Genomic DNA, 17972 nt, shown 5'->3' with positions numbered 1-17972 from the left:
AATTAGCAAACAATAAGATTCTTTTGAATTTGCTTAGCATCCTGTTAATTCGTTTCATTCCATAAATTCGAGCTCAGACAAATACTTACTGAACTAAGATTTTTACACATCAAAACTTTTTAAATTTTTTAAAAAAGTTTTATCTTACGGGCTCACACTAACCTGTTAGATAAATTATGTATAAAAAGGCTTCTTTAGTACTGCTTGCCGTGCTTGCAGTGTACACCTCCACTGTAAACGCACAGGACACGGATCCAAACCTGGGTATTATCCCCGCTCCTGTTTTATTGAAAAAAGCTTCCGGTCAATTTGTTTTGAGCCAGGAAACTACCGTTCAGGCAGATAGCCCTTCAAACAAAGCTGTGTTATTTTTTAAAGATTATCTTGCCAAAAATCAGGCTTATAACAAACCGGTTGCTGTAAAAAGCAGTAGAAGCAGCAACGTTATAACGCTCACTGCCGCTGGCACTGATGGCTTACCTGCTGAAGGCTACCGTTTAACCATTACCCCCCAACAGGTTATTGTTGCAGGTAAGGGCGCCGGATTGTTCTATGGTGTGCAAACACTGTTGCAACTGATGCCTGCCGAACATGCCGCTACCATCAAACTGCCGGCTGTACAGGTGGAAGATTATCCGCGTTTTGGTTACAGGGGGCAATGCTTGATGTTGGCCGCCATTTTTTTGGAGTAGAGCTGGTGAAAAAATACATTGACCTGTTAGCTGCCTATAAACTGAATACTTTTCACTGGCACCTTACCGAAGATCAGGGCTGGCGCATTGAAATCAAAAAATATCCTAAGCTCACCCAAATCAGCAGCATGCGCGCTCAAACATTGATTGGGGGATATCATGACCGTACACCTCAACAATTTGATGGTACGCCTTATGGGGGTTTTTATACACAAGACCAAATCCGCGAGGTAGTAAAGTATGCCTCGGACAGGTTTATTACCATAGTACCTGAAATTGAAATGCCGGGGCACTCTAAAGCTGCGCTTGCTGCTTATCCCGAGTTAAGCTGTGACCCGTCAAAAACGTATCAACCTGCCGAAACATGGGGCGTATTTAACGATATTTACTGCCCTAATGAAAAAACCTTTGCCTTTTTGCAGGACGTTTTAACAGAAGTGATGGCGCTTTTCCCGAGTAAATACATCCACATTGGCGGTGACGAAGCTCCGAAAGATGCCTGGAAAAGTTCGCCATTTTGCCAGCAACTGATTAAAAAATTGAAACTGAAAGACGAGCACGCACTGCAAAGCTATTTTATACAACGCATTGAAAAGTTTTTAAACTCAAAAGGTCGCAGCATCATTGGCTGGGACGAGATTTTAGAAGGCGGCCTTGCTCCTAACGCTACTGTAATGAGCTGGCGCGGTGAAGAAGGTGGGATTGCAGCAGCGCAGCAAAAACACGATGTGATCATGACGCCAGGAAGCAACGGTTTATACATCGACCACGGCCAGGGCAAACCAAGCCAGGAACCTTTAAGCATCGGTGGCAACGAACCGCTTTCAAAAATCTACAGCTATAACCCCACTCCTGCTGTATTAACGCCTGATGAGCAAAAATACATTAAAGGTGTGCAGGCCAATTTGTGGACGGAATATGTGGCCACAGATGCCAAAGTGGAATTTATGCTGCTGCCGAGGTTGCTTGCATTATCAGAAATTGCCTGGTCGCCATTTGCTAATAAAAATTACACTGATTTTGCTGATACACGCTTACCTGGTCATTTGGCATGGCTGGATAAAAATGGATTTGACTATCACGTACCCACAGCTATAGGCGCAAAAGATACAGTAATGATAGGCAGCAAGTTAAATGCCGTATTAAAACCATCTGTTGAAGGTGCAAAAATTTATTATACTATTGATGGTTACACCCCACGCGAAACAGATTTGATTTATACCACCCCATTAAATTTGGATATACCCGCTGACCAATACCGCGAACTACAGACTATTGTGATCACTCCTTCGGGCAAACGGAGCAATGTAACCCGTACATTGGTTTATAATAAAGCGCCAATGGCAGCCGTTAGTTATACAGGTACAGCATCAGGACTAAAGTATCAGGTTTTTCCTGGTCTTTACAGCAGTACAAATCAACTTGGCGTTATGCCTGCCGACAGCTGCGTAACCAAAACCTTTAATACGGCCGATCTGCGAAAAAATAAAGGTAAATATGGTGTGATTTATACAGGATTTATTAATATTGAAACAGATGGCGTTTATGGCTTTGCAACGTCATCCGCAGGTGGTTCGGTTTTATTAGTCGATGACCAACCGGTAGTTGATAACGACGGAAAGCATACCATGAATGAACAAATGGGAGCTGCGCCGTTATTAAAAGGCTACCATAAGGTAACGGTAAAATATTTTGATCAGGGGATTGGCCCGGTATCGTTAAAAGTGTTTATTACCGCACCTGGTAAAGCAAAAGCCGAGCTAACACCAGATACATTATACAACTAAGTTGAACCCCAAAAAATATGACTAACAGGTTTTACCTTTTTGCGCTTGCGATAAGTGCATTAATGGCTGGATGCGGCGGGCAAGAAACAAAAAAGCCTGCCGCTCCTACGTCACCTAAAAAGCCGGAATTGATGGCGCCTTTCAGGTTTCACAAACTGATAGAGGTGTCTCCGGGCCAAAGCTATGACATTTTGAGCTGGGGGCGCGGCGCCGAAGAAGCCGGTTCGTTCATGATATTACATTCAGATTCGTCGGCTATAAAATACACTACGACAACCGGCGATTTGGATGGGGCTATTATTGACGTTTACAATTCGGATATGGATGTAGATGGTAACCCGGAGATCCTGATCCAGGCGAAATCAAAAGATACAACCAATTACACGTCAATTTACGCCTTTGAGTTTAACGACAATAATAGTAAGGCCAATAAGCTTGATTTTCCGAAGCTGACCAGCTCGCAGCGCAAAGGTTACCGTGGTAATGATGATTTCTACATTAAGGAAGGTAAGCTGATGCGGGAGTTCCCGATATTTAACGGAACCGGCAAAGATGCCAAACCATCAGGAGCAAAACGCCAATTGGAATATGGTTTACGGGGTAATGAATTTACTGTTAAGCAGTTGAGCAAAGATTCGACAGATGTAAAGCAACCGGACAATCGGCCTGCTAAAACTGATGAGAAAAAATCTTCGGATAAACAAAGGTCATCTTCTTCTTCAAAATCGTCTAAGAAAAAACATAAAAGACATAGAGGATAATTTAGGTTGCGTTACAAACGAGCGCAAGGCGAAACAAGTCAAAACATTAAAAGCGCCGTGATGAGCAGTTCATCATGGCGCTTTTTACTAATCTCCAGCCTCTAATCACTAAAATCACGTCTGTATCACCCCTACATTAAAAGCCTTTTCTATTGGTGCGTGATTAGCGGCTTCGATACCCATGGATATTACTTTACGGGTTTCAAGCGGGTCGATGATTCCATCAACCCAAAGCCGGGCAGCGGCATAATATGGAGTTGTTTGAGAATTATATTTATCTGTTATCTGTTTCAACAACTCGGCTTCTTTTGCTGCGTCAATCTCTTCGCCTTTCGCTTTGAGGCTTGCTTCCTGGATTTGTAACAGCGTTTTCGCTGCTTGTCCGCCGCCCATTACCGCAATTTTGGCCGACGGCCAGGCGTAGATCAATCGTGGATCGTAGGCTTTGCCACACATGGCGTAATTGCCTGCCCCATAACTATTGCCAATAACAATGGTAAACTTAGGCACTACTGAATTTGCTACTGCATTCACCATTTTGGCGCCATCTTTAATGATGCCTCCCTGCTCCGACCGGCTGCCTACCATAAAACCCGTAACATCCTGTAAAAACACCAATGGGATCTTCTTTTGATTGCAATTCATGATAAAACGGGTAGCCTTATCTGCCGAATCGGAATAGATTACCCCACCAAACTGCATCTCGCCTTTTTTTGATTTGATCACCTTGCGCTGATTAGCTACAATCCCTACGGCCCATCCGTCGATACGGCCCAAGCCGCAAATGATAGATTGTCCGTAGCCATCTTTATAGGGTTCAAATTCTGAGTTATCCAGCAAACGGAGAATGATCTCCTTCATATCATAGGCTTTTTCCCGGTTATCGGGCAGTATTCCATAAATTTCTTTTTCGCTGAGTTTTGGAGCTGATGGCTGGATCCTATCGAAACCGGCTTTGGTATAATCGCCCGTCATACTCATGATATTGCGGATGGAATCAAGAGCGGCTTGATCATTAGGCTGTTTATAATCGGTAACGCCTGAAATTTCGCAATGAGTAGTGGCACCACCGAGGGTTTCGTTATCTACATCCTCGCCAATGGCCGATTTTACGAGATATGATCCCGCCAGGAAAACCGAACCCGTGCCTTCCACAATCATCGCTTCATCGCTCATGATAGGCAGGTATGCCCCTCCTGCTACGCATGAACCCATAATGGCTGCGATCTGGATAATTCCCATACTGCTCATGATAGCATTATTGCGAAAGATGCGGCCAAAATGCTCCTTATCCGGAAAGATCTCATCCTGTAAGGGCAGATAAACTCCTGCTGAATCGACGAGGTAAATGATAGGTAATTTGTTTTCGATGGCTATTTCCTGGGCACGGAGATTCTTCTTAGCTGTTATCGGAAACCAGGCCCCAGCTTTTACAGTTGCATCATTGGCAACTACAACACATTGCCTGCCGGATATGTACCCAATGCCACAAATAACGCCACCTGACGGACAGCCGCCATGTTCAGCGTACATGCCGTCGGCAACAAAAGCGCCGAGCTCCAGCCATGGTTTATCTTTATCAATGAGATAAGCCACCCGTTCGCGGGCAAGCATTTTACCCTTTTCCTTTTGTTTGGCTGCAGCTTTTTCGCCGCCGCCCTGGTATACTTTGTTAAGCCGGGTGTTTAGCTCATAAACAAGCTGCTTATTAATATCTTCATTTTTATTGAATTCGATATTCATAATTGGTTTTAGATAGGACAGGTAATTTAGAAAATTTCCTATCTAAAAAGGGAATTGCAAACGGTTTTGTTTTAAAGAGATAAAACAGTTAGCAGTAAATAGTTGGCAGCAGGCAGTTCATTAGCCTATAAAACCTTCGAAAACACCAAAACTTTTGACTTAAAACTTCGAATTTAAGACTAAGTAAGGTTTCTATCTTTAAACCATACATCATCTGGTTTGGCGTTGAAATTATCCATCAGGTTTACCAGCTCTATCGGATCGCCTGAGGTAAGAATCAGTTCGCGGTTGGTCGGCTTCAGAAAACGTTGCACAACCATTACATCCATTTGTTTAAGTAACAGGTCGTAAAAGCCATTAACGTTGAGCAAGCCGATAGGGTGATTATGCAACCCTAATTGCAGCCAGGTTAATACCTCGAAAAATTCTTCAAGAGTACCTAAACCCCCGGGAAGTGTGATGATTCCATCACAAAGATCATTCATCATTTGCTTGCGCTGGTGTATGTTTTCAACAATATGCAACTCGGTTAAACCGGTATGTCCTACTTCTTTATCCATCAAAAACTGCGGGATTATACCGATAGCTTTACCTCCCCTGCTTAACACAGCATCGGCCATTAAACCCATAACGCCAACCTTGCCGCCGCCAAATACAAGCGTAATATTACGGCTTACCATAACCTCTGCCAATAGTTCGATGGCTTGTTTTAATGCAGGATCGCCATTGAAATTGGCACCGCAGAATACACAGATAGATTTCATGCTCAATGATAACAAAATTTGTTCAATGGCCTATTAAGGTTTTGTTACCTGTTGATTGTATGTAATCCAATATTTATATATTTAGAAAAATTATCACATGAAAAAACCTATCTTAACCATTATCACGTTTTTTATTGTTGCAGTGCAGGCATTGGCACAAAACATCACAACTCCTAATGTTGAGCAAAAAGACGATCAATCAACAATCATCAAAAAAATAGAAACCAATAGTCAGTATACTATTGTGACCTTTGAAAACTATGCCTACCAGGATAATGCGTGGCTACAGCTCAATAAAGAGATCTTTATTCAAACTGATTTAAGCAACGCACATTATGAGTATGTTAAGTCGGAAAACATAGCCATGGTACCCAATAAAAATGTATTAAAAAAGGCTGGTGATAAGCTTGAGTTTAAGGTATATTTTAAAAAAATACCTTCTGCTGCAAAATCCATTGACATCATAGAGCATGCCGGGTTAAGCAGGCCGGGAATTAACTATTTTAATTTTTATAATGTTAGTTTAACTGAGCAAGCTGCCGCAACCAATCATGTCAAGGTAACCGATGTTGTATTGCTTCCGCCACCACCTGTAGCCGCGGATACAGCCTCAACAGGACTATTTAATGGAAGCCCCTCTAATTACATGCAAAACGCGATGAATTCTATGGGGCCGATGTACGCATCGATGGCCAAATCAGTGCTTGACGCTCAACTCGCTTACTTTAAGCAGCCCGGCAAAATAGCCGAAATAGCTAAATTAAATAAAGATTATTTTGATGCACTTGTTAAAGTGGGGTTCAATTACGAACAGGCGTTAAAGATCATCACCGCGAACGGTTTAATTTCAAAATCATCATCAGTGACCGGCCAATAGGTTATTATCAAAAACAAAAGCGGTTGAAAGATAGAGGATCTTTCAGCCGCCTTATTTTATGCAGTTTATATTAAGAATTACCTGCTTGTATAGTTAGGCGCTTCTTTAGTGATAGTAATATCATGCGGATGACTTTCGCGCATACCGGCAGCAGTGATGCGTACAAATTTAGCACGTTGCAGGTCTTCGATATTAGCGGCACCACAATAGTGCATACCAGCACGTAAACCACCTATATACTGAAATATCACTTCGGCCATGCTGCCTTTAAACGGCACGCGACCAACAATTCCTTCCGGTACCAGTTTTGTAACCACATCGGTTTCATCCTGAAAATAGCGGTCTTTTGAGCCTTTGGCCATCGCCTCAACCGAACCCATACCACGGTATGATTTAAATTTACGGCCTTCATATATAATAGTTTCGCCGGGCGACTCTTCAACACCGGCAAATAATGAACCTGCCATGATTGAGCTTGCACCGGCGGCAATAGCTTTAACGATATCTCCGGTTTGTTTAATACCGCCATCGGCAATTACCGGAACCCCACGGCCTTCAAGTGCCTTGGCACACTCATATACCGCGTATAACTGTGGTACACCCACACCGGCAATGATACGGGTTGTACAAATCGAGCCCGGGCCAATACCTACTTTAACCGCATCAGCACCGGCGTCAGCAAGTGCGATAGCAGCATCGCCCGTTGCAATGTTACCGGCAATTACCTGCAGGTTAGGATAGAGTTTTTTAACTGCCTTAACCATATCAATAACTCCTTTTGAATGGCCATGAGCTGTATCAACCGTAATTACGTCGACACCGGCATTAACCAGGGCGGTTACCCGGTCAATGTTATCGGCGGCCACACCAACGGCTGCACCAACACGTAAACGACCGTATTCGTCTTTACAAGCGTTCGGGAAGTTTTTAACTTTCTGAATATCTTTATAAGTAATGAGGCCTACCAGTTTCCCATCTTTATTCACAACTGGTAGTTTCTCAATTTTATTGCTTTGCAGTATGTTAGCAGCATCCACAAGGGTGGTACCTGCAGGTGCGGTGATCAGGTTGGTTTTGGTCATTACTTCGCTCACGGGAACGCTCATGTCTTTTTGGAAGCGAAGATCACGATTGGTGATAATGCCTTTCAGATTATGATCGGCATCAATAACCGGGATACCGCCAATGCTAAATTCCCTCATGATCTGGAAAGCGTCTGCAAGCAAGGCGTCTTCCAGTAAAGTTACCGGATCCTGGATCATACCGCTTTCTGAGCGTTTAACCTTGCGCACCTCGTCGGCCTGTGCCTGTATGGTCATGTTTTTGTGTAACATGCCTATACCGCCTGCCTGTGCAATGGCAATAGCCAGATCAGCCTCAGTAACGGTATCCATGGCGGCCGAGATAATAGGAATGTTTAACCGGATGCTTTTAGTTAAGTAAGTGCCGGTATTCACTTCGCGTGGTAAAACTTCTGAATAAGCCGGGAGTAGTAAAACGTCGTCGTAAGTTAATCCTTCGGCAACAAATTTTGATGGGTCTAACTGCATAGCAAATAATTATTTTGGAGTTATTATTTGCCGGGCAAAGGTAATAAAACATTTCGGAATTCGGAATTTCGCTTTGCTATTTATTTAAAATTGCCTTAAGATGATAATTCGGATTTGGGATTTCGAATGTTCGATTTCAGATTTGTTTAATTTTTACTGCTCAAATCTATTCAAGAATTTGGGAGTTTCGCTTTCTGATTCGCCGTTAAACAAATCAAAAAGCGAAATTCCGAAATCAAAGTAATCCGAAATCGAACATCCCAATTCCGAGATCAAAAATTAATATTTCCCTACAATCACTTTATAAAAGTGATCGAAGTTGAAATAAGTATTGGCCAGTTGGATCAGCTTATCTGAAGTTATGTTTTTTACGGTCACCGTATACCTGTCATAATAATCGTAATCCAAACCTGCAAAATAGATGGTTTTGAACTTATCAGCATGCGAAAATACATTCTCCAAACTGCCTAATAATGAACCTAACATGTAATTGCGCACCAGCGAAAGCTCCTCTTCCGGTACAAGTTCGGTTTTCAACAGGTTCATTTCTTTTTCAATCTCGGCAACCGCCGACTTACAAACATCTGCACCAACCTCTGTCGCTATAAAAAATGATCCGCCCTGCTTAAATGACGCCAGCCCCGATCCTATACCATAGGTATACCCTTTATCCTCTCGGATATTAGCCATTAGCCGCGAGCCAAAATAACCACCGAATACTGTATTTAAAACCTGTAACGCCTGGAAGTCTTCATGCGAACGGTTGATGATAGGCGTACCTATCCGGATAGCTGATTGCAAAGCTTCCGGTTTCTCTGCAAAATAAAACAGGTCGGCGGCGGCTTTAATATCGGGCTGGATTGTAACAGCCGGGGTTGGGCTGTTTCCCCAGTCTTTATCAAATGTATCGGTAAGCAATGTCAGCATTTCAGGCTCAATCTTACCCGCTATAACGATAGTGCAATTAGAAGGCTGGTACATTTTTTTATAATGTGCCAGCATATCATCATGCTGCAGGGTTTGATAATCGGTCATCTCAGCAGCATATCCAAAAATGGTAGCTCCATAAACTGCCCTGTTAAATGCCCTCCGTGCCACCACATCATTTTTCTGCAAACTAACCTGCAATTTTTGTTGTTGGTTGCGCTTAAAAGTTTCCAGTTCCTTCTCCGGAAAAATGGAATTATTCAGGATGTCGGCAATAACCGGTAAAGTATGGTGCAGGTGTTTATTTAAGCTATACAGTGTTACCTGCGAGTTTTCGTATCCATAGTCAACCTGTAAAAAGGCGCCGTAAAAGTCAATTTTGTCGGCAATCTGTGCAGCAGTTAAAGTTGTAGTGCCATCGGTAAGCATGGAGTTTACGGCCATGTTAAGCAGTGGCTTGGCCGGATTAAAGCTCAGGTTACCGAAGACCCACTCAATACGTACCAGTTCCTGGTCGCCGGAGTTAAAGCAAAAAATGTTGCAGCCATTGCTGAGTTTCTTGTGCTCTGGCCTAATCAAATTAATATTATCGATAGCCCTGAATTCGGGGGCTAATTTTCTGTTGATCATATGTATATTGTTTGACCTTGATTTGCGTGATTTAAAGATTTCCTGATTCAAATGGTGTCCATACATCAAGGCAATCTAAAAATCTTTTCAATCAGGTTTTTTTTATTTCTCCGCCAAATAAATAAGTGTTGATGAATTATCTTTTCTGAATAGTTTATTGGCTTGTGTTTTTACCTGGGCAGCGTTTACAGCAAGATATTTTGCTGTTTCATGGTTGATCATGTCAGCATCACCCAGCAATTCAAATGAGGCCAGGTTCATGGCCTTATCCAACAGCGACATTTCGGAAAAAATCATGGTTGACTCGGTTTTGTTCTGAACTTTAGTAAGTTCATCTGCCGGGATCTCCTCAGCTTTTATTTTCTCCAGTTCTTCCCACAATGCAGCCTCCGCCTGTTCAATGCTGATGCCATCGAGCGGTTTGCCTTCTAACACAAACATGCCTTTATCCAAACTGCCGGTGACATAGGCATGCACCTCGCTAAAAATCTGTTTTTCCTTAATCAGCGATTTATACAACCGTGATGAATTGCCGCGCGAAAGAATATCCGAAAGCAGCTCTACCACATAGTAATCTTGATCTGTGCGGGCCCCCATCTGAAAAGCGATATACACATCATTGAGTGGTACTTTGGCGGTGACCGTTTCGCGGCGGGCTTCCTGCTGTTCAGGTTCCTGGGGAAGGCTGCGGTGATATCTTTCGCCGGCCGGGATCGGAGCAAACCATTTTTCGGAAAGCTCTTTTACCTGTTCAGTTGTTACGTTACCCCCTACTACCATAATAGCGTTTTGAGGATTGTAATGTTTTTTGAAGAAAGCTTTTACGTCTTCGATTTGTGCATCCTCGATATGTTTGATGGTTTTGCCGATGGTTGCCCAACGATAAGGGTGTTTTTTGTAAACCAGCGGACGAAGCTTTAACCAAACATCGCCGTAAGGCTGATTTAAGTAACGCTGTTTAAACTCCTCTATAACTACGTTACGCTGCACCTCAAGGCTTTTTTCGCTAAAAGCAAGGCTCAGCATCCGGTCACTCTCCAGCCAAAATGCGGTCTCCAGGTTGGCAGATGGCAAGGTGATATAATAGTTGGTAATATCGTTGCTGGTAAAGGCATTATTCTCGCCTCCTACCCTTTGCAGTGGTTCGTCATAAACAGGAATATTGACAGATCCGCCAAACATGAGGTGCTCAAACAAATGGGCAAACCCGGTCTGTTCGGGATCTTCATCGCGTGCGCCAACATCATATAAAATGTTAAGCACCGCCATTGGCGTTGTATTATCTTCATGCACAATAACCCTAAGGCCATTGTCAAGTGTAAATCGGTTGAATTTAACCATGTATCTATTAAATTGTTAATACGGATAGCAAATGTATAACTTTTGGTGACATAGAAAGTGAATGCCAGAAATGAACAGGTGTTTTAGGTTAAGTATCAGCATTTATTTACTTTTAAGCTACTATAATGACCCGCGACGAACTCACCAAAAAAATAGAGAACACCATTGGCAAGCTCAAGGTACTTGAATTGAGCCGTATTTTAACCGAGCAGCAATTTAATTTGCACGATCTGATTGACATTACCTTTCACCCCGATAAACCTCTCGCCTTCCGTGCGGCCTGGCTGCTTGAAAATATGTTTTTGAGGGACGCTGATGTCTTTACCGGTAACTTGCAATATTTTATTGAACGGTTGCCACAGGTTACGAACCCCGGCTGCCAGAGGCATTATGCTAAAATACTGATGCACGCTACCGAAGAAAAGGAACACGCCCCGGTAAAGCAAAAACTCAACCGCCTTGATCTTGAACCCGTTGTTGAGCGCCTTTTTGACTGGATGATTGATGCCAAAGTTAAAATAGCAGTAAAAGTATTTGCGGGTTGGGCTCTGCTTAATTTACGGCATCGTTACGCCTGGGTGGCCGATGAGCTACCGGCCCAGCTTGAATTTTTAATGCGTAATGGTACCGCAGCTATACAATCTGCCGGGAGAAAAATAATGAAAGAATTGAGACCTTTGCCTCTCTAATCCCCAAAAAGGCAGACTTTTAAAGTTGGCTATTGTATTAAAAGCCAAAAGCCGCCAACAAATATCCCGCTGTCCCTACAGAAATATTTGTCACCGACTTTTAACTTAAGATTTTTGACTTAAAACTTTCGACTTACTTACGCCGTGGGCCTGTCGTCGCCGTGCAGGTTATGGCTTACCTGCCCGTGATGTAATTTGGCAGCTAACGCTGATGAGCTATCATCGGCATAAGTACCATAAGCATTTACCAGCACTCCTTTTAAGTTATATTTTGATGATGATACAGCGTATACTATCGACATATCCGATGGATTACTTGGACCTTCAAATCGGTAAAACTCATCGATCTCAAAATCATCAGCTGTCATCCTGATATCTTTTTCTTTATCATCAATAGTATCGCCATCAAGGCTAAGGTTGGCCGTATATCCCCTCTTCATGAGGTCATTAGTGGCATCCACTAAGGTTTCATAATTTTTCATGGTGATGTTTTTGTATAGGTAAAACGGAAGATGAGTTCATTGATCACCTTTGTATAAATATATAACTGCAAAAGCAACTAACTTGTTTGAAGAGGGGAAATAAAAAAGTCCGGTTGCCCGTGGCAACCAGACTTAAACTAACAAATGAAAATTCTCCCGTTTGGGGAAAGGTTATTCTATGCTTACTGGGCTTTGGCCAGCCAGAATGAAGCATTTAAATGAAATGACGAATGCGAAGTATATCCTGACGGAGCATCACCCGACCAACCATTAAACAGGTTATCGCCTGTATCACCTGTGCCGTCATCGGCGTCCGAGCTGTCGCCGATCCAAACAACACGGCCGCTTCCATAGGTTGCCAATAATGCCATAGCGTTGGCATTGCCACCATTGGTAGCGCTGTTACGCCAGAATAACCCCTGTACGGTTGAGTTGTTGGCCGGGAACAGGGTTGCTGTAGAACCATCGTAGAAAGCCATTTTTGAAGCAGTACCTGCCGCACCATTCAGCACTTTTTGCGCATCGGCATTGGAGCCGGTATAAACGTTGGTTGACGGGCTTTCGTTGATATCAACATAATTTACACTAAAGCCGAAAGGGTTGTTGTTATTGATGCCATTGTTGGTCATCAAGTCATTCCAAACCCTTGGCGAATCATAACCATCACCATCGCGGTCTGAAGGATTGTAGCCATTAGCATCGGTACCGGCAGTTGTTGCCGCAGTATGATCAGCTATCATAAATAAACCACCACCATTAGCTACAAAGTTCATCAAAGCAGTTTTCTCGGCGGCAGTAAATAAGCGGTTAGGTTCGCAAACAACAAATACATCGTAATTGCTCAAATCCTGGGCTCCACCGCCGCCATAAGTGATGGCAGTGCCTACAGGTAACGATTCAACCAGTTCGCCTCGTTTTACCAATTCTACAGCCCATGCTGAAAGAGCGCCTTTCCAATAAGTTTCGGTAGTAGATGAAGTAATACCTGTGTATGACGGAGTAGGAATGCGTTGTGCCTTGGTTTCGGTAGTGGTACCGCCTGTGTAAATAGCAACCTGCTCAGTGCCGTCGGCATCTATTTGCCAGTCGGCGCTGCCTGCATTTTCAAGGTGACTTGCATCAAACAGGAATTTTTTGCCTGTAAGTACAGTACCCCCGCCTGTACCGCCGCCGCCGTTATCATTAACGGTGATATCATCAATATTGATACGGTTGGTGCCGCCAGATAATTTACGGATCTCCAAACGTACATTACCGGTTTGTGTAACAGTAAAAGTTGATGTAGTAAGAGTTGCAGTAGTGGTAATTGCCGAACCGGATTGCGTCCAGGACGAACCTCCGTTAACAGAATAAAACAATCCCCATGTGCTTGGAGTATCGCCGCCGTAGGTAGCGCTTTTGATGGTAACCGTGCTGATGCCCGTGGTAACGTCAAACAGCATAGTAATTTTACCGGTGTTGCGGATACGGGCACTCCATGAGCCCGCTTTTTGGTCGGCAGAGAGATTGCCGATCAGGGCATCATACATATTCCATGAATTGCCAGACAGGGTAACATTATCGCCGCTCGATGAACCGGTTGGCGATACATCATAAGCAGTTTTGGGACTGGTTGCGCCAACTTCAAAACCCTGTGTTAAGGATACAGCTAAGGTTTTAATTGTTTTTGTACTGGTTGCAGTTTGGTCGGCAACTTTCAATGCAGGCATCTGGCCGTTTTTTTGACAGCTTGCCAACATGCCTGTAGCGGCAGCGGCCAATACCCACATACGTAGATTAGTAAGTTTTAGCATAATGATTTTTCAGGTTTTAATGTATAAGTTAATAATATTAAATTATACGGTAAAACCGTACAAAGGTTAATTCGTAATCATTGCTATTTCATTAACTTATTGTTAAGTAAACCTATTGAAGCTTCTTACATTTATATAAGTGTTCCATTTTCAGAAGTGGAACGGCTAACATATGGCCCGAAAATAAAAAAAGCGTCCAAAAAGGTCGCTCTTTTAATACATTAAGTTTGTTCAACTTTTACCTGGCAAAATAAGCTCCTATCCTTTTGGCAAAAGCTACGGTTAGTATGCCGATAAATATTTTCGCCCCTGCCGATATTACACTGCTTTGTTCATTAACATTGGAAAGCGTATACAAGTGGTATAAAAAATCGGGTATGGTGCCAACCAACAATAACCCTCCTATTATTACCAGGGATATCTCGTAGATGACTTTGCGCTCTGCAAAAAGTTTCGCGTTTTCCTGATAATCACTTTCGTTGGTGATCCAGCGGGTGATTTTTTTTGTACCGGCAATTAACAACACCGCTAATACGATCAGGAAAATAAAGTTTAAACCATTTACCAGCAAAAGGTTTCCCTGATCGGCAGGCTGCTGTTCGAGAGAGGAACCCGCATGGTTACTGATAAAGGTGATCAGGCCGGGAAGTTTAGAGATATCGGCCACCAGCAGGTATATGCCCAGTACTTTAATGGCGACTTCATAAATGTCGGATTTTTTCATTCGTATTAATTAGGGATTAATTGGTTTATGGCTTACAAGATAAACAATTGCGCTATATAAAAAAGAGAAATGAAGATCCCGAGGGGTAAATTATTCCAGGTAATAATGCCTGATCCTGTTTAAATCCCCATCAAGTTCATAAACCCAGGGGGTGGCGGTAGGGATTTCCAACGCAGTCACTTCCTCATCATTTAAATTATCTATATATTTTATAAGCGAACGCAGGCTGTTACCATGTGCCACAACAATAACCTTTTGATTGCGGCGCAAGGCCCTGACAATTCTTTCGTTCCAGAAAGGCAATACCCTGTCCATAGTTTCGCTCAGGTTTTCGGTCAGCGGGAGCTCACGCTCGGTCAGATCTTTGTACCTGAGATCATGCCCCGGGTAGCGCGGATCATCTTTGGTTATAGCAGGCGGGTGTTCATTTGGGTCGCGCCGCCATTTTAATACCTGCTCTTCGCCGTACCGGGCAATGGTTTCGTCTTTATTTAACCCTTGTAAAGCACCATAAAAGCGTTCGTTCAACCGCCATGATTTTTCAACGGGGATCCATAGGTGGTCGAGCTCCTCCAGTATGTAATGCAATGTTTTGATTGATCGCTTTAAATAGGATGTAAAGCCAATATCAAAATTATAGCCATTCTTATTAAGGATTTTTCCGGCGCGATGGGCCTGTTCGTAACCTTTGTCTGACAGGTCGACATCTTCCCAGCCTGTAAATCTGTTTTCCTGGTTCCAGATACTCTCACCGTGGCGTATTAATACTAATTTTTGCATAGGTATTTAGTTAACGCAAAAGTAGGTTAAGGGTTGTGAAAAACTTGCTTAATATTTATAAATCAATTAGCTTGCGGTACAAACCAAATAAACTAAAACCTATTATGATCCCTACTACACCAGTACCGGTGAAAGATGGCATTGCCAATCCCGCACCGCTTGGCCTTTGTGCTTTCGGAATGACTACTGTTTTGCTAAACATCCACAACGCCGGCTTTTTTGAAATGAACACCATGATTTTAGCCATGGGTATATTTTACGGTGGGCTTGCACAAGTTATCGCCGGTGTTATCGAAGCTAAAAAGAACAACACCTTCGGGCTGACAGCATTCACTTCGTACGGATTTTTCTGGCTTTCATTAGTGGGCCTGTTGGTAATGCCCAAGTTTGGCTGGGGAGCTGCGCCATCTGAAGGCGCCATGATCGCATACTTAAGCATCTGGGGTGTGTTTACCCTGCTGTTGTTTTTTGGAACATTGAGGCTTAACCGTGCGCTGCAATTTGTTTTTGCATCGTTAACTATATTATTTTTCCTGTTAGTGGCTGGTGATGTCACCGGCAATGTAGGCATTAAACACCTGGCTGGTTATGAAGGTATTATTTGTGGGGCATCGGCTATCTACACCGGTATCGCTAATGTTTTGAATGAGATTTACGGAAAAACCGTTTTGCCGATTGGCCCGGTGAAGGTTTAAATTATTTGAGCTAAATTGCGCGGGTGAAAGATTATAAAAAATATTACAGCATACCGGCCACTCCCGAAGAGATTTACATGGCCATCACCAACCCGGTTACCATTGAATTGTGGACTGGCGAAGTCGCCCAAATGTCGACAGAGCCCGGTACCGAATTTTCTATGTGGGATGGTAGTATCGTAGGTAAAAACATCGAATTTGAACCCAATAAAAAGGTGGTTCAGCAATGGTATTTTGAAGGACAAAGCGATAATTCTATCGTTACCATCAAATTACATGCTGATAAGCAAGGCACTTCGGCCGAGTTAAGGCACACTAACATTCCCGATGATGATTATAATGATATTGTTGACGGGTGGAACGAGAGTTACTTTGGCGGCCTGATCGACTTTTTTGAGGGAGCTTAAAACGCCAGGTATTCAAAATCACCTCTTTAATAAAACAAAAAATGTATAATTTATACGCATGAAACAAGGTCTTTTAATTGATATGGATGGTGTAATTTACAGCGGCGAAGAACTGATACAGGGCGCTGATAAATTCATCAAACACCTTATTGATAATGATATACCATTTGCTTTTATGACCAACAACAGCCAGCGCACCAGCCTGGAGGTAGTACGGAAACTTAAAAGATTGGGAATAACTGTAGAAACAAAACATATTTATACAAGCGCCATGGCTACCGGGAAATTCCTGGGCGATCAAAGCCCCAATGGTACCGCTTTTGTGCTGGGTGAGGGTGGTTTGTTGAGCAGTTTGCACGAAAACGGGATCACACTTGTTGATTCCGACCCGGAATTTGTTGTTTTAGGCGAAGGCCGCAACTTTACATTGGAAATGGTACAGCGTGCGGTCGACATGATCCTGGCGGGCGCCAAGTTTATAACCACCAACAGGGACCCATCTCCTAAAAAACCGGGCTGGAACAATTTAGGTATTGCAGCTACAACAGCCATGATAGAGGAAGCTACCGGCCGCAAAGCTTTTGTAACCGGCAAACCAAGCCCGGTAATGATGCGTTCGGCAAGAAAATTCCTTGGGCTTGAAACGGCCGAAACGACTGTTATTGGTGATACTATGGAAACTGACATCCAGGGAGGTGTGCAAATGGGCTATAAAACTATCCTTGTACTATCAGGCATTTCCAGCAAAGATCAATTGAGCCATTATGCCTTTAAACCTGATATGATAGCAAGCTCGGTTGATAAAATAGTTTTTCCGCTTAAATGGTGGTCATAAGATAATTCTGCAAGCCTATTTAAAAGCGGACGATCATTTTTACTGGTCGTCCGTTTTTGTTTTTGACTACATGAGTAAATTAAATCATTTGGAGTTTTGCAACAAGTTATTAAGCCATAACCCTTGTCAAAACATCCACCAGTTCCTGAATTTCGAAAGGCTTGCCAATATAGGCATCTGCTTCTCCAATTGCTGCTTTTTGTTTAATTGCAGGGTTGGCAGAAATCAACACAACAGGAATTTCCCGGGTTACGGGCTTCGATTTAAATAAAATACAAATTATATGGCCGCTAATAATCGGCAGGTTTTCATCAAGTAAAAAACAATCAGGCTGTAAGGCTACCATTTCCTCCAAAGTGGTGAAAGCCTTAAATCCAGACACCCGAAAACCCTCATTTTCGAGCAACAGCGTGGTAGATTCAAGGATATCAGGTTCGTCTTCTATTAATACAATGTGTTTGCTCATAAATTATCCTTCTTCTACGAAAGTACTCC

Annotated in this window: 18 protein-coding genes; 8 read left to right on the top strand and 10 right to left on the bottom strand. The window is 43.0% G+C overall.

What is annotated here, in order from left to right; all coding sequences use genetic code 11:
* Positions 1–176 precede the first annotated feature (176 nt).
* Genes DIU38_RS33930 through DIU38_RS10325 form a run of 3 tightly spaced genes read left to right on the top strand, consistent with a single transcriptional unit; the run spans position 177 to position 3240 of the window.
* Complete coding sequence (locus tag DIU38_RS33930; protein WP_244311280.1) at positions 177–692, top strand: glycoside hydrolase family 20 zincin-like fold domain-containing protein; 516 nt, start codon at positions 177–179, stop codon at positions 690–692.
* Positions 659–2479 (top strand): family 20 glycosylhydrolase, encoded by a 1821-nt coding sequence (locus DIU38_RS10330; RefSeq protein ID WP_244311279.1) that lies wholly within the window; start codon positions 659–661, stop codon positions 2477–2479. Before DIU38_RS33930 ends, DIU38_RS10330 begins: the two co-directional genes overlap by 34 nt.
* A 17-nt stretch (positions 2480–2496) precedes the next feature.
* On the top strand, positions 2497–3240 hold the full coding sequence (locus tag DIU38_RS10325; RefSeq protein WP_112652308.1) for a hypothetical protein: 744 nt from the start codon (positions 2497–2499) through the stop codon (positions 3238–3240).
* A 114-nt stretch (positions 3241–3354) separates the two neighbouring features.
* Here the strand turns inward: DIU38_RS10325 and DIU38_RS10320 are convergent, their stop codons facing one another.
* Entirely contained in the window at positions 3355–4983 is a 1629-nt protein-coding gene (locus DIU38_RS10320; RefSeq protein ID WP_112652309.1) for an acyl-CoA carboxylase subunit beta, read from the bottom strand.
* A 179-nt stretch (positions 4984–5162) separates the two neighbouring features.
* Positions 5163–5747 carry an LOG family protein gene (locus DIU38_RS10315; RefSeq protein ID WP_112652310.1) on the bottom strand — a complete coding sequence of 195 codons (585 nt, stop codon included), beginning with the start codon at positions 5745–5747 and terminating at the stop codon, positions 5163–5165.
* A gap of 97 nt (positions 5748–5844) precedes the next feature.
* Between DIU38_RS10315 and DIU38_RS10310 the strand changes: the two genes are divergently transcribed.
* Complete coding sequence (locus DIU38_RS10310; protein WP_112652311.1) at positions 5845–6624, top strand: hypothetical protein; 780 nt, start codon at positions 5845–5847, stop codon at positions 6622–6624.
* Positions 6625–6701: 77 nt separating this feature from the next.
* Here the strand turns inward: DIU38_RS10310 and guaB are convergent, their stop codons facing one another.
* The 3 genes from guaB to DIU38_RS10295 form a co-directional block, all read right to left on the bottom strand.
* Complete coding sequence (guaB, locus tag DIU38_RS10305) at positions 6702–8174, bottom strand: IMP dehydrogenase (RefSeq protein ID WP_112652312.1); 1473 nt, start codon at positions 8172–8174, stop codon at positions 6702–6704.
* Between the two features lie 279 nt (positions 8175–8453).
* The gene (locus DIU38_RS10300) at positions 8454–9731 is read right to left on the bottom strand and encodes a M16 family metallopeptidase (protein WP_112652313.1); all 1278 of its coding nucleotides are present in this window, start codon (positions 9729–9731) and stop codon (positions 8454–8456) included.
* 102 nt (positions 9732–9833) lie between these two features.
* Positions 9834–11072, bottom strand: coding sequence for a M16 family metallopeptidase (locus DIU38_RS10295; protein ID WP_112652314.1), 1239 nt, complete (start codon positions 11070–11072; stop codon positions 9834–9836).
* 125 nt (positions 11073–11197) lie between these two features.
* On the opposite strand from DIU38_RS10295, the gene DIU38_RS10290 reads away from it, so the two are divergent.
* Positions 11198–11761 carry a hypothetical protein gene (locus tag DIU38_RS10290; RefSeq protein WP_112652315.1) on the top strand — a complete coding sequence of 188 codons (564 nt, stop codon included), beginning with the start codon at positions 11198–11200 and terminating at the stop codon, positions 11759–11761.
* A gap of 137 nt (positions 11762–11898) precedes the next feature.
* Here the strand turns inward: DIU38_RS10290 and DIU38_RS10285 are convergent, their stop codons facing one another.
* The 4 genes from DIU38_RS10285 to gpmA all read right to left on the bottom strand — a co-directional run bounded on the left by DIU38_RS10285 (position 11899) and on the right by gpmA (position 15540).
* Positions 11899–12243, bottom strand: a complete 345-nt coding sequence (locus tag DIU38_RS10285; protein ID WP_090525677.1) for a phosphoribosylpyrophosphate synthetase — start codon at positions 12241–12243, stop codon at positions 11899–11901.
* Positions 12244–12425: 182 nt separating this feature from the next.
* Positions 12426–14036 (bottom strand): hypothetical protein, encoded by a 1611-nt coding sequence (locus DIU38_RS10280; protein ID WP_208057527.1) that lies wholly within the window; start codon positions 14034–14036, stop codon positions 12426–12428.
* A 238-nt stretch (positions 14037–14274) separates the two neighbouring features.
* Positions 14275–14760 (bottom strand): hypothetical protein, encoded by a 486-nt coding sequence (locus DIU38_RS10275; RefSeq protein ID WP_112652316.1) that lies wholly within the window; start codon positions 14758–14760, stop codon positions 14275–14277.
* 90 nt (positions 14761–14850) lie between these two features.
* Positions 14851–15540, bottom strand: a complete 690-nt coding sequence (gene gpmA, locus DIU38_RS10270; protein WP_112652317.1) for a 2,3-diphosphoglycerate-dependent phosphoglycerate mutase — start codon at positions 15538–15540, stop codon at positions 14851–14853.
* Between the two features lie 104 nt (positions 15541–15644).
* Here gpmA and DIU38_RS10265 point away from each other — a divergent pair, with 104 nt between their 5' ends.
* The 3 genes from DIU38_RS10265 to DIU38_RS10255 are packed head-to-tail and all read left to right on the top strand — an operon-like array spanning position 15645 to position 17477.
* Positions 15645–16235, top strand: coding sequence for an acetate uptake transporter (locus DIU38_RS10265; RefSeq protein WP_112652538.1), 591 nt, complete (start codon positions 15645–15647; stop codon positions 16233–16235).
* Positions 16236–16258: 23 nt separating this feature from the next.
* A complete protein-coding gene (locus DIU38_RS10260) occupies positions 16259–16642 on the top strand; it encodes an SRPBCC domain-containing protein (protein WP_112652318.1) in 384 nt (127 codons plus the stop codon).
* Positions 16643–16700: 58 nt separating this feature from the next.
* Positions 16701–17477: an HAD-IIA family hydrolase gene (locus tag DIU38_RS10255; protein WP_091164815.1), complete on the top strand. Its 777-nt coding sequence runs from the start codon at positions 16701–16703 to the stop codon at positions 17475–17477.
* Positions 17478–17586: 109 nt separating this feature from the next.
* Here the strand turns inward: DIU38_RS10255 and DIU38_RS10250 are convergent, their stop codons facing one another.
* Positions 17587–17943, bottom strand: a complete 357-nt coding sequence (locus tag DIU38_RS10250; RefSeq protein ID WP_091164818.1) for a response regulator — start codon at positions 17941–17943, stop codon at positions 17587–17589.
* Positions 17944–17972: the final 29 nt, after the last annotated feature.

It is taken from the genome of Mucilaginibacter metallidurans (genome assembly GCF_003286435.2).
Classification (GTDB): domain Bacteria; phylum Bacteroidota; class Bacteroidia; order Sphingobacteriales; family Sphingobacteriaceae; genus Mucilaginibacter; species Mucilaginibacter gossypii.
This window is presented reverse-complemented; position numbering and strand designations above follow the sequence as displayed.

Excerpts from the sequence above, each read along its gene's own strand:
- DIU38_RS33930 (WP_244311280.1), top strand. The coding sequence starts at position 177 with ATGTATAAAAAGGCTTCTTTAGTACTGCTTGCCGTGCTTGCAGTGTAC.
- DIU38_RS10330 (WP_244311279.1), top strand. The coding sequence starts at position 659 with ATGCTTGATGTTGGCCGCCATTTTTTTGGAGTAGAGCTGGTGAAAAAA.
- DIU38_RS10325 (WP_112652308.1), top strand. The coding sequence starts at position 2,497 with ATGACTAACAGGTTTTACCTTTTTGCGCTTGCGATAAGTGCATTAATG.
- DIU38_RS10320 (WP_112652309.1), bottom strand. The coding sequence starts at position 4,983 with ATGAATATCGAATTCAATAAAAATGAAGATATTAATAAGCAGCTTGTT.
- DIU38_RS10315 (WP_112652310.1), bottom strand. The coding sequence starts at position 5,747 with ATGAAATCTATCTGTGTATTCTGCGGTGCCAATTTCAATGGCGATCCT.
- DIU38_RS10310 (WP_112652311.1), top strand. The coding sequence starts at position 5,845 with ATGAAAAAACCTATCTTAACCATTATCACGTTTTTTATTGTTGCAGTG.
- guaB (WP_112652312.1), bottom strand. The coding sequence starts at position 8,174 with ATGCAGTTAGACCCATCAAAATTTGTTGCCGAAGGATTAACTTACGAC.
- DIU38_RS10300 (WP_112652313.1), bottom strand. The coding sequence starts at position 9,731 with ATGATCAACAGAAAATTAGCCCCCGAATTCAGGGCTATCGATAATATT.
- DIU38_RS10295 (WP_112652314.1), bottom strand. The coding sequence starts at position 11,072 with ATGGTTAAATTCAACCGATTTACACTTGACAATGGCCTTAGGGTTATT.
- DIU38_RS10290 (WP_112652315.1), top strand. The coding sequence starts at position 11,198 with ATGACCCGCGACGAACTCACCAAAAAAATAGAGAACACCATTGGCAAG.
- DIU38_RS10285 (WP_090525677.1), bottom strand. The coding sequence starts at position 12,243 with ATGAAAAATTATGAAACCTTAGTGGATGCCACTAATGACCTCATGAAG.
- DIU38_RS10280 (WP_208057527.1), bottom strand. The coding sequence starts at position 14,036 with ATGCTAAAACTTACTAATCTACGTATGTGGGTATTGGCCGCTGCCGCT.
- DIU38_RS10275 (WP_112652316.1), bottom strand. The coding sequence starts at position 14,760 with ATGAAAAAATCCGACATTTATGAAGTCGCCATTAAAGTACTGGGCATA.
- gpmA (WP_112652317.1), bottom strand. The coding sequence starts at position 15,540 with ATGCAAAAATTAGTATTAATACGCCACGGTGAGAGTATCTGGAACCAG.
- DIU38_RS10265 (WP_112652538.1), top strand. The coding sequence starts at position 15,645 with ATGATCCCTACTACACCAGTACCGGTGAAAGATGGCATTGCCAATCCC.
- DIU38_RS10255 (WP_091164815.1), top strand. The coding sequence starts at position 16,701 with ATGAAACAAGGTCTTTTAATTGATATGGATGGTGTAATTTACAGCGGC.
- DIU38_RS10250 (WP_091164818.1), bottom strand. The coding sequence starts at position 17,943 with ATGAGCAAACACATTGTATTAATAGAAGACGAACCTGATATCCTTGAA.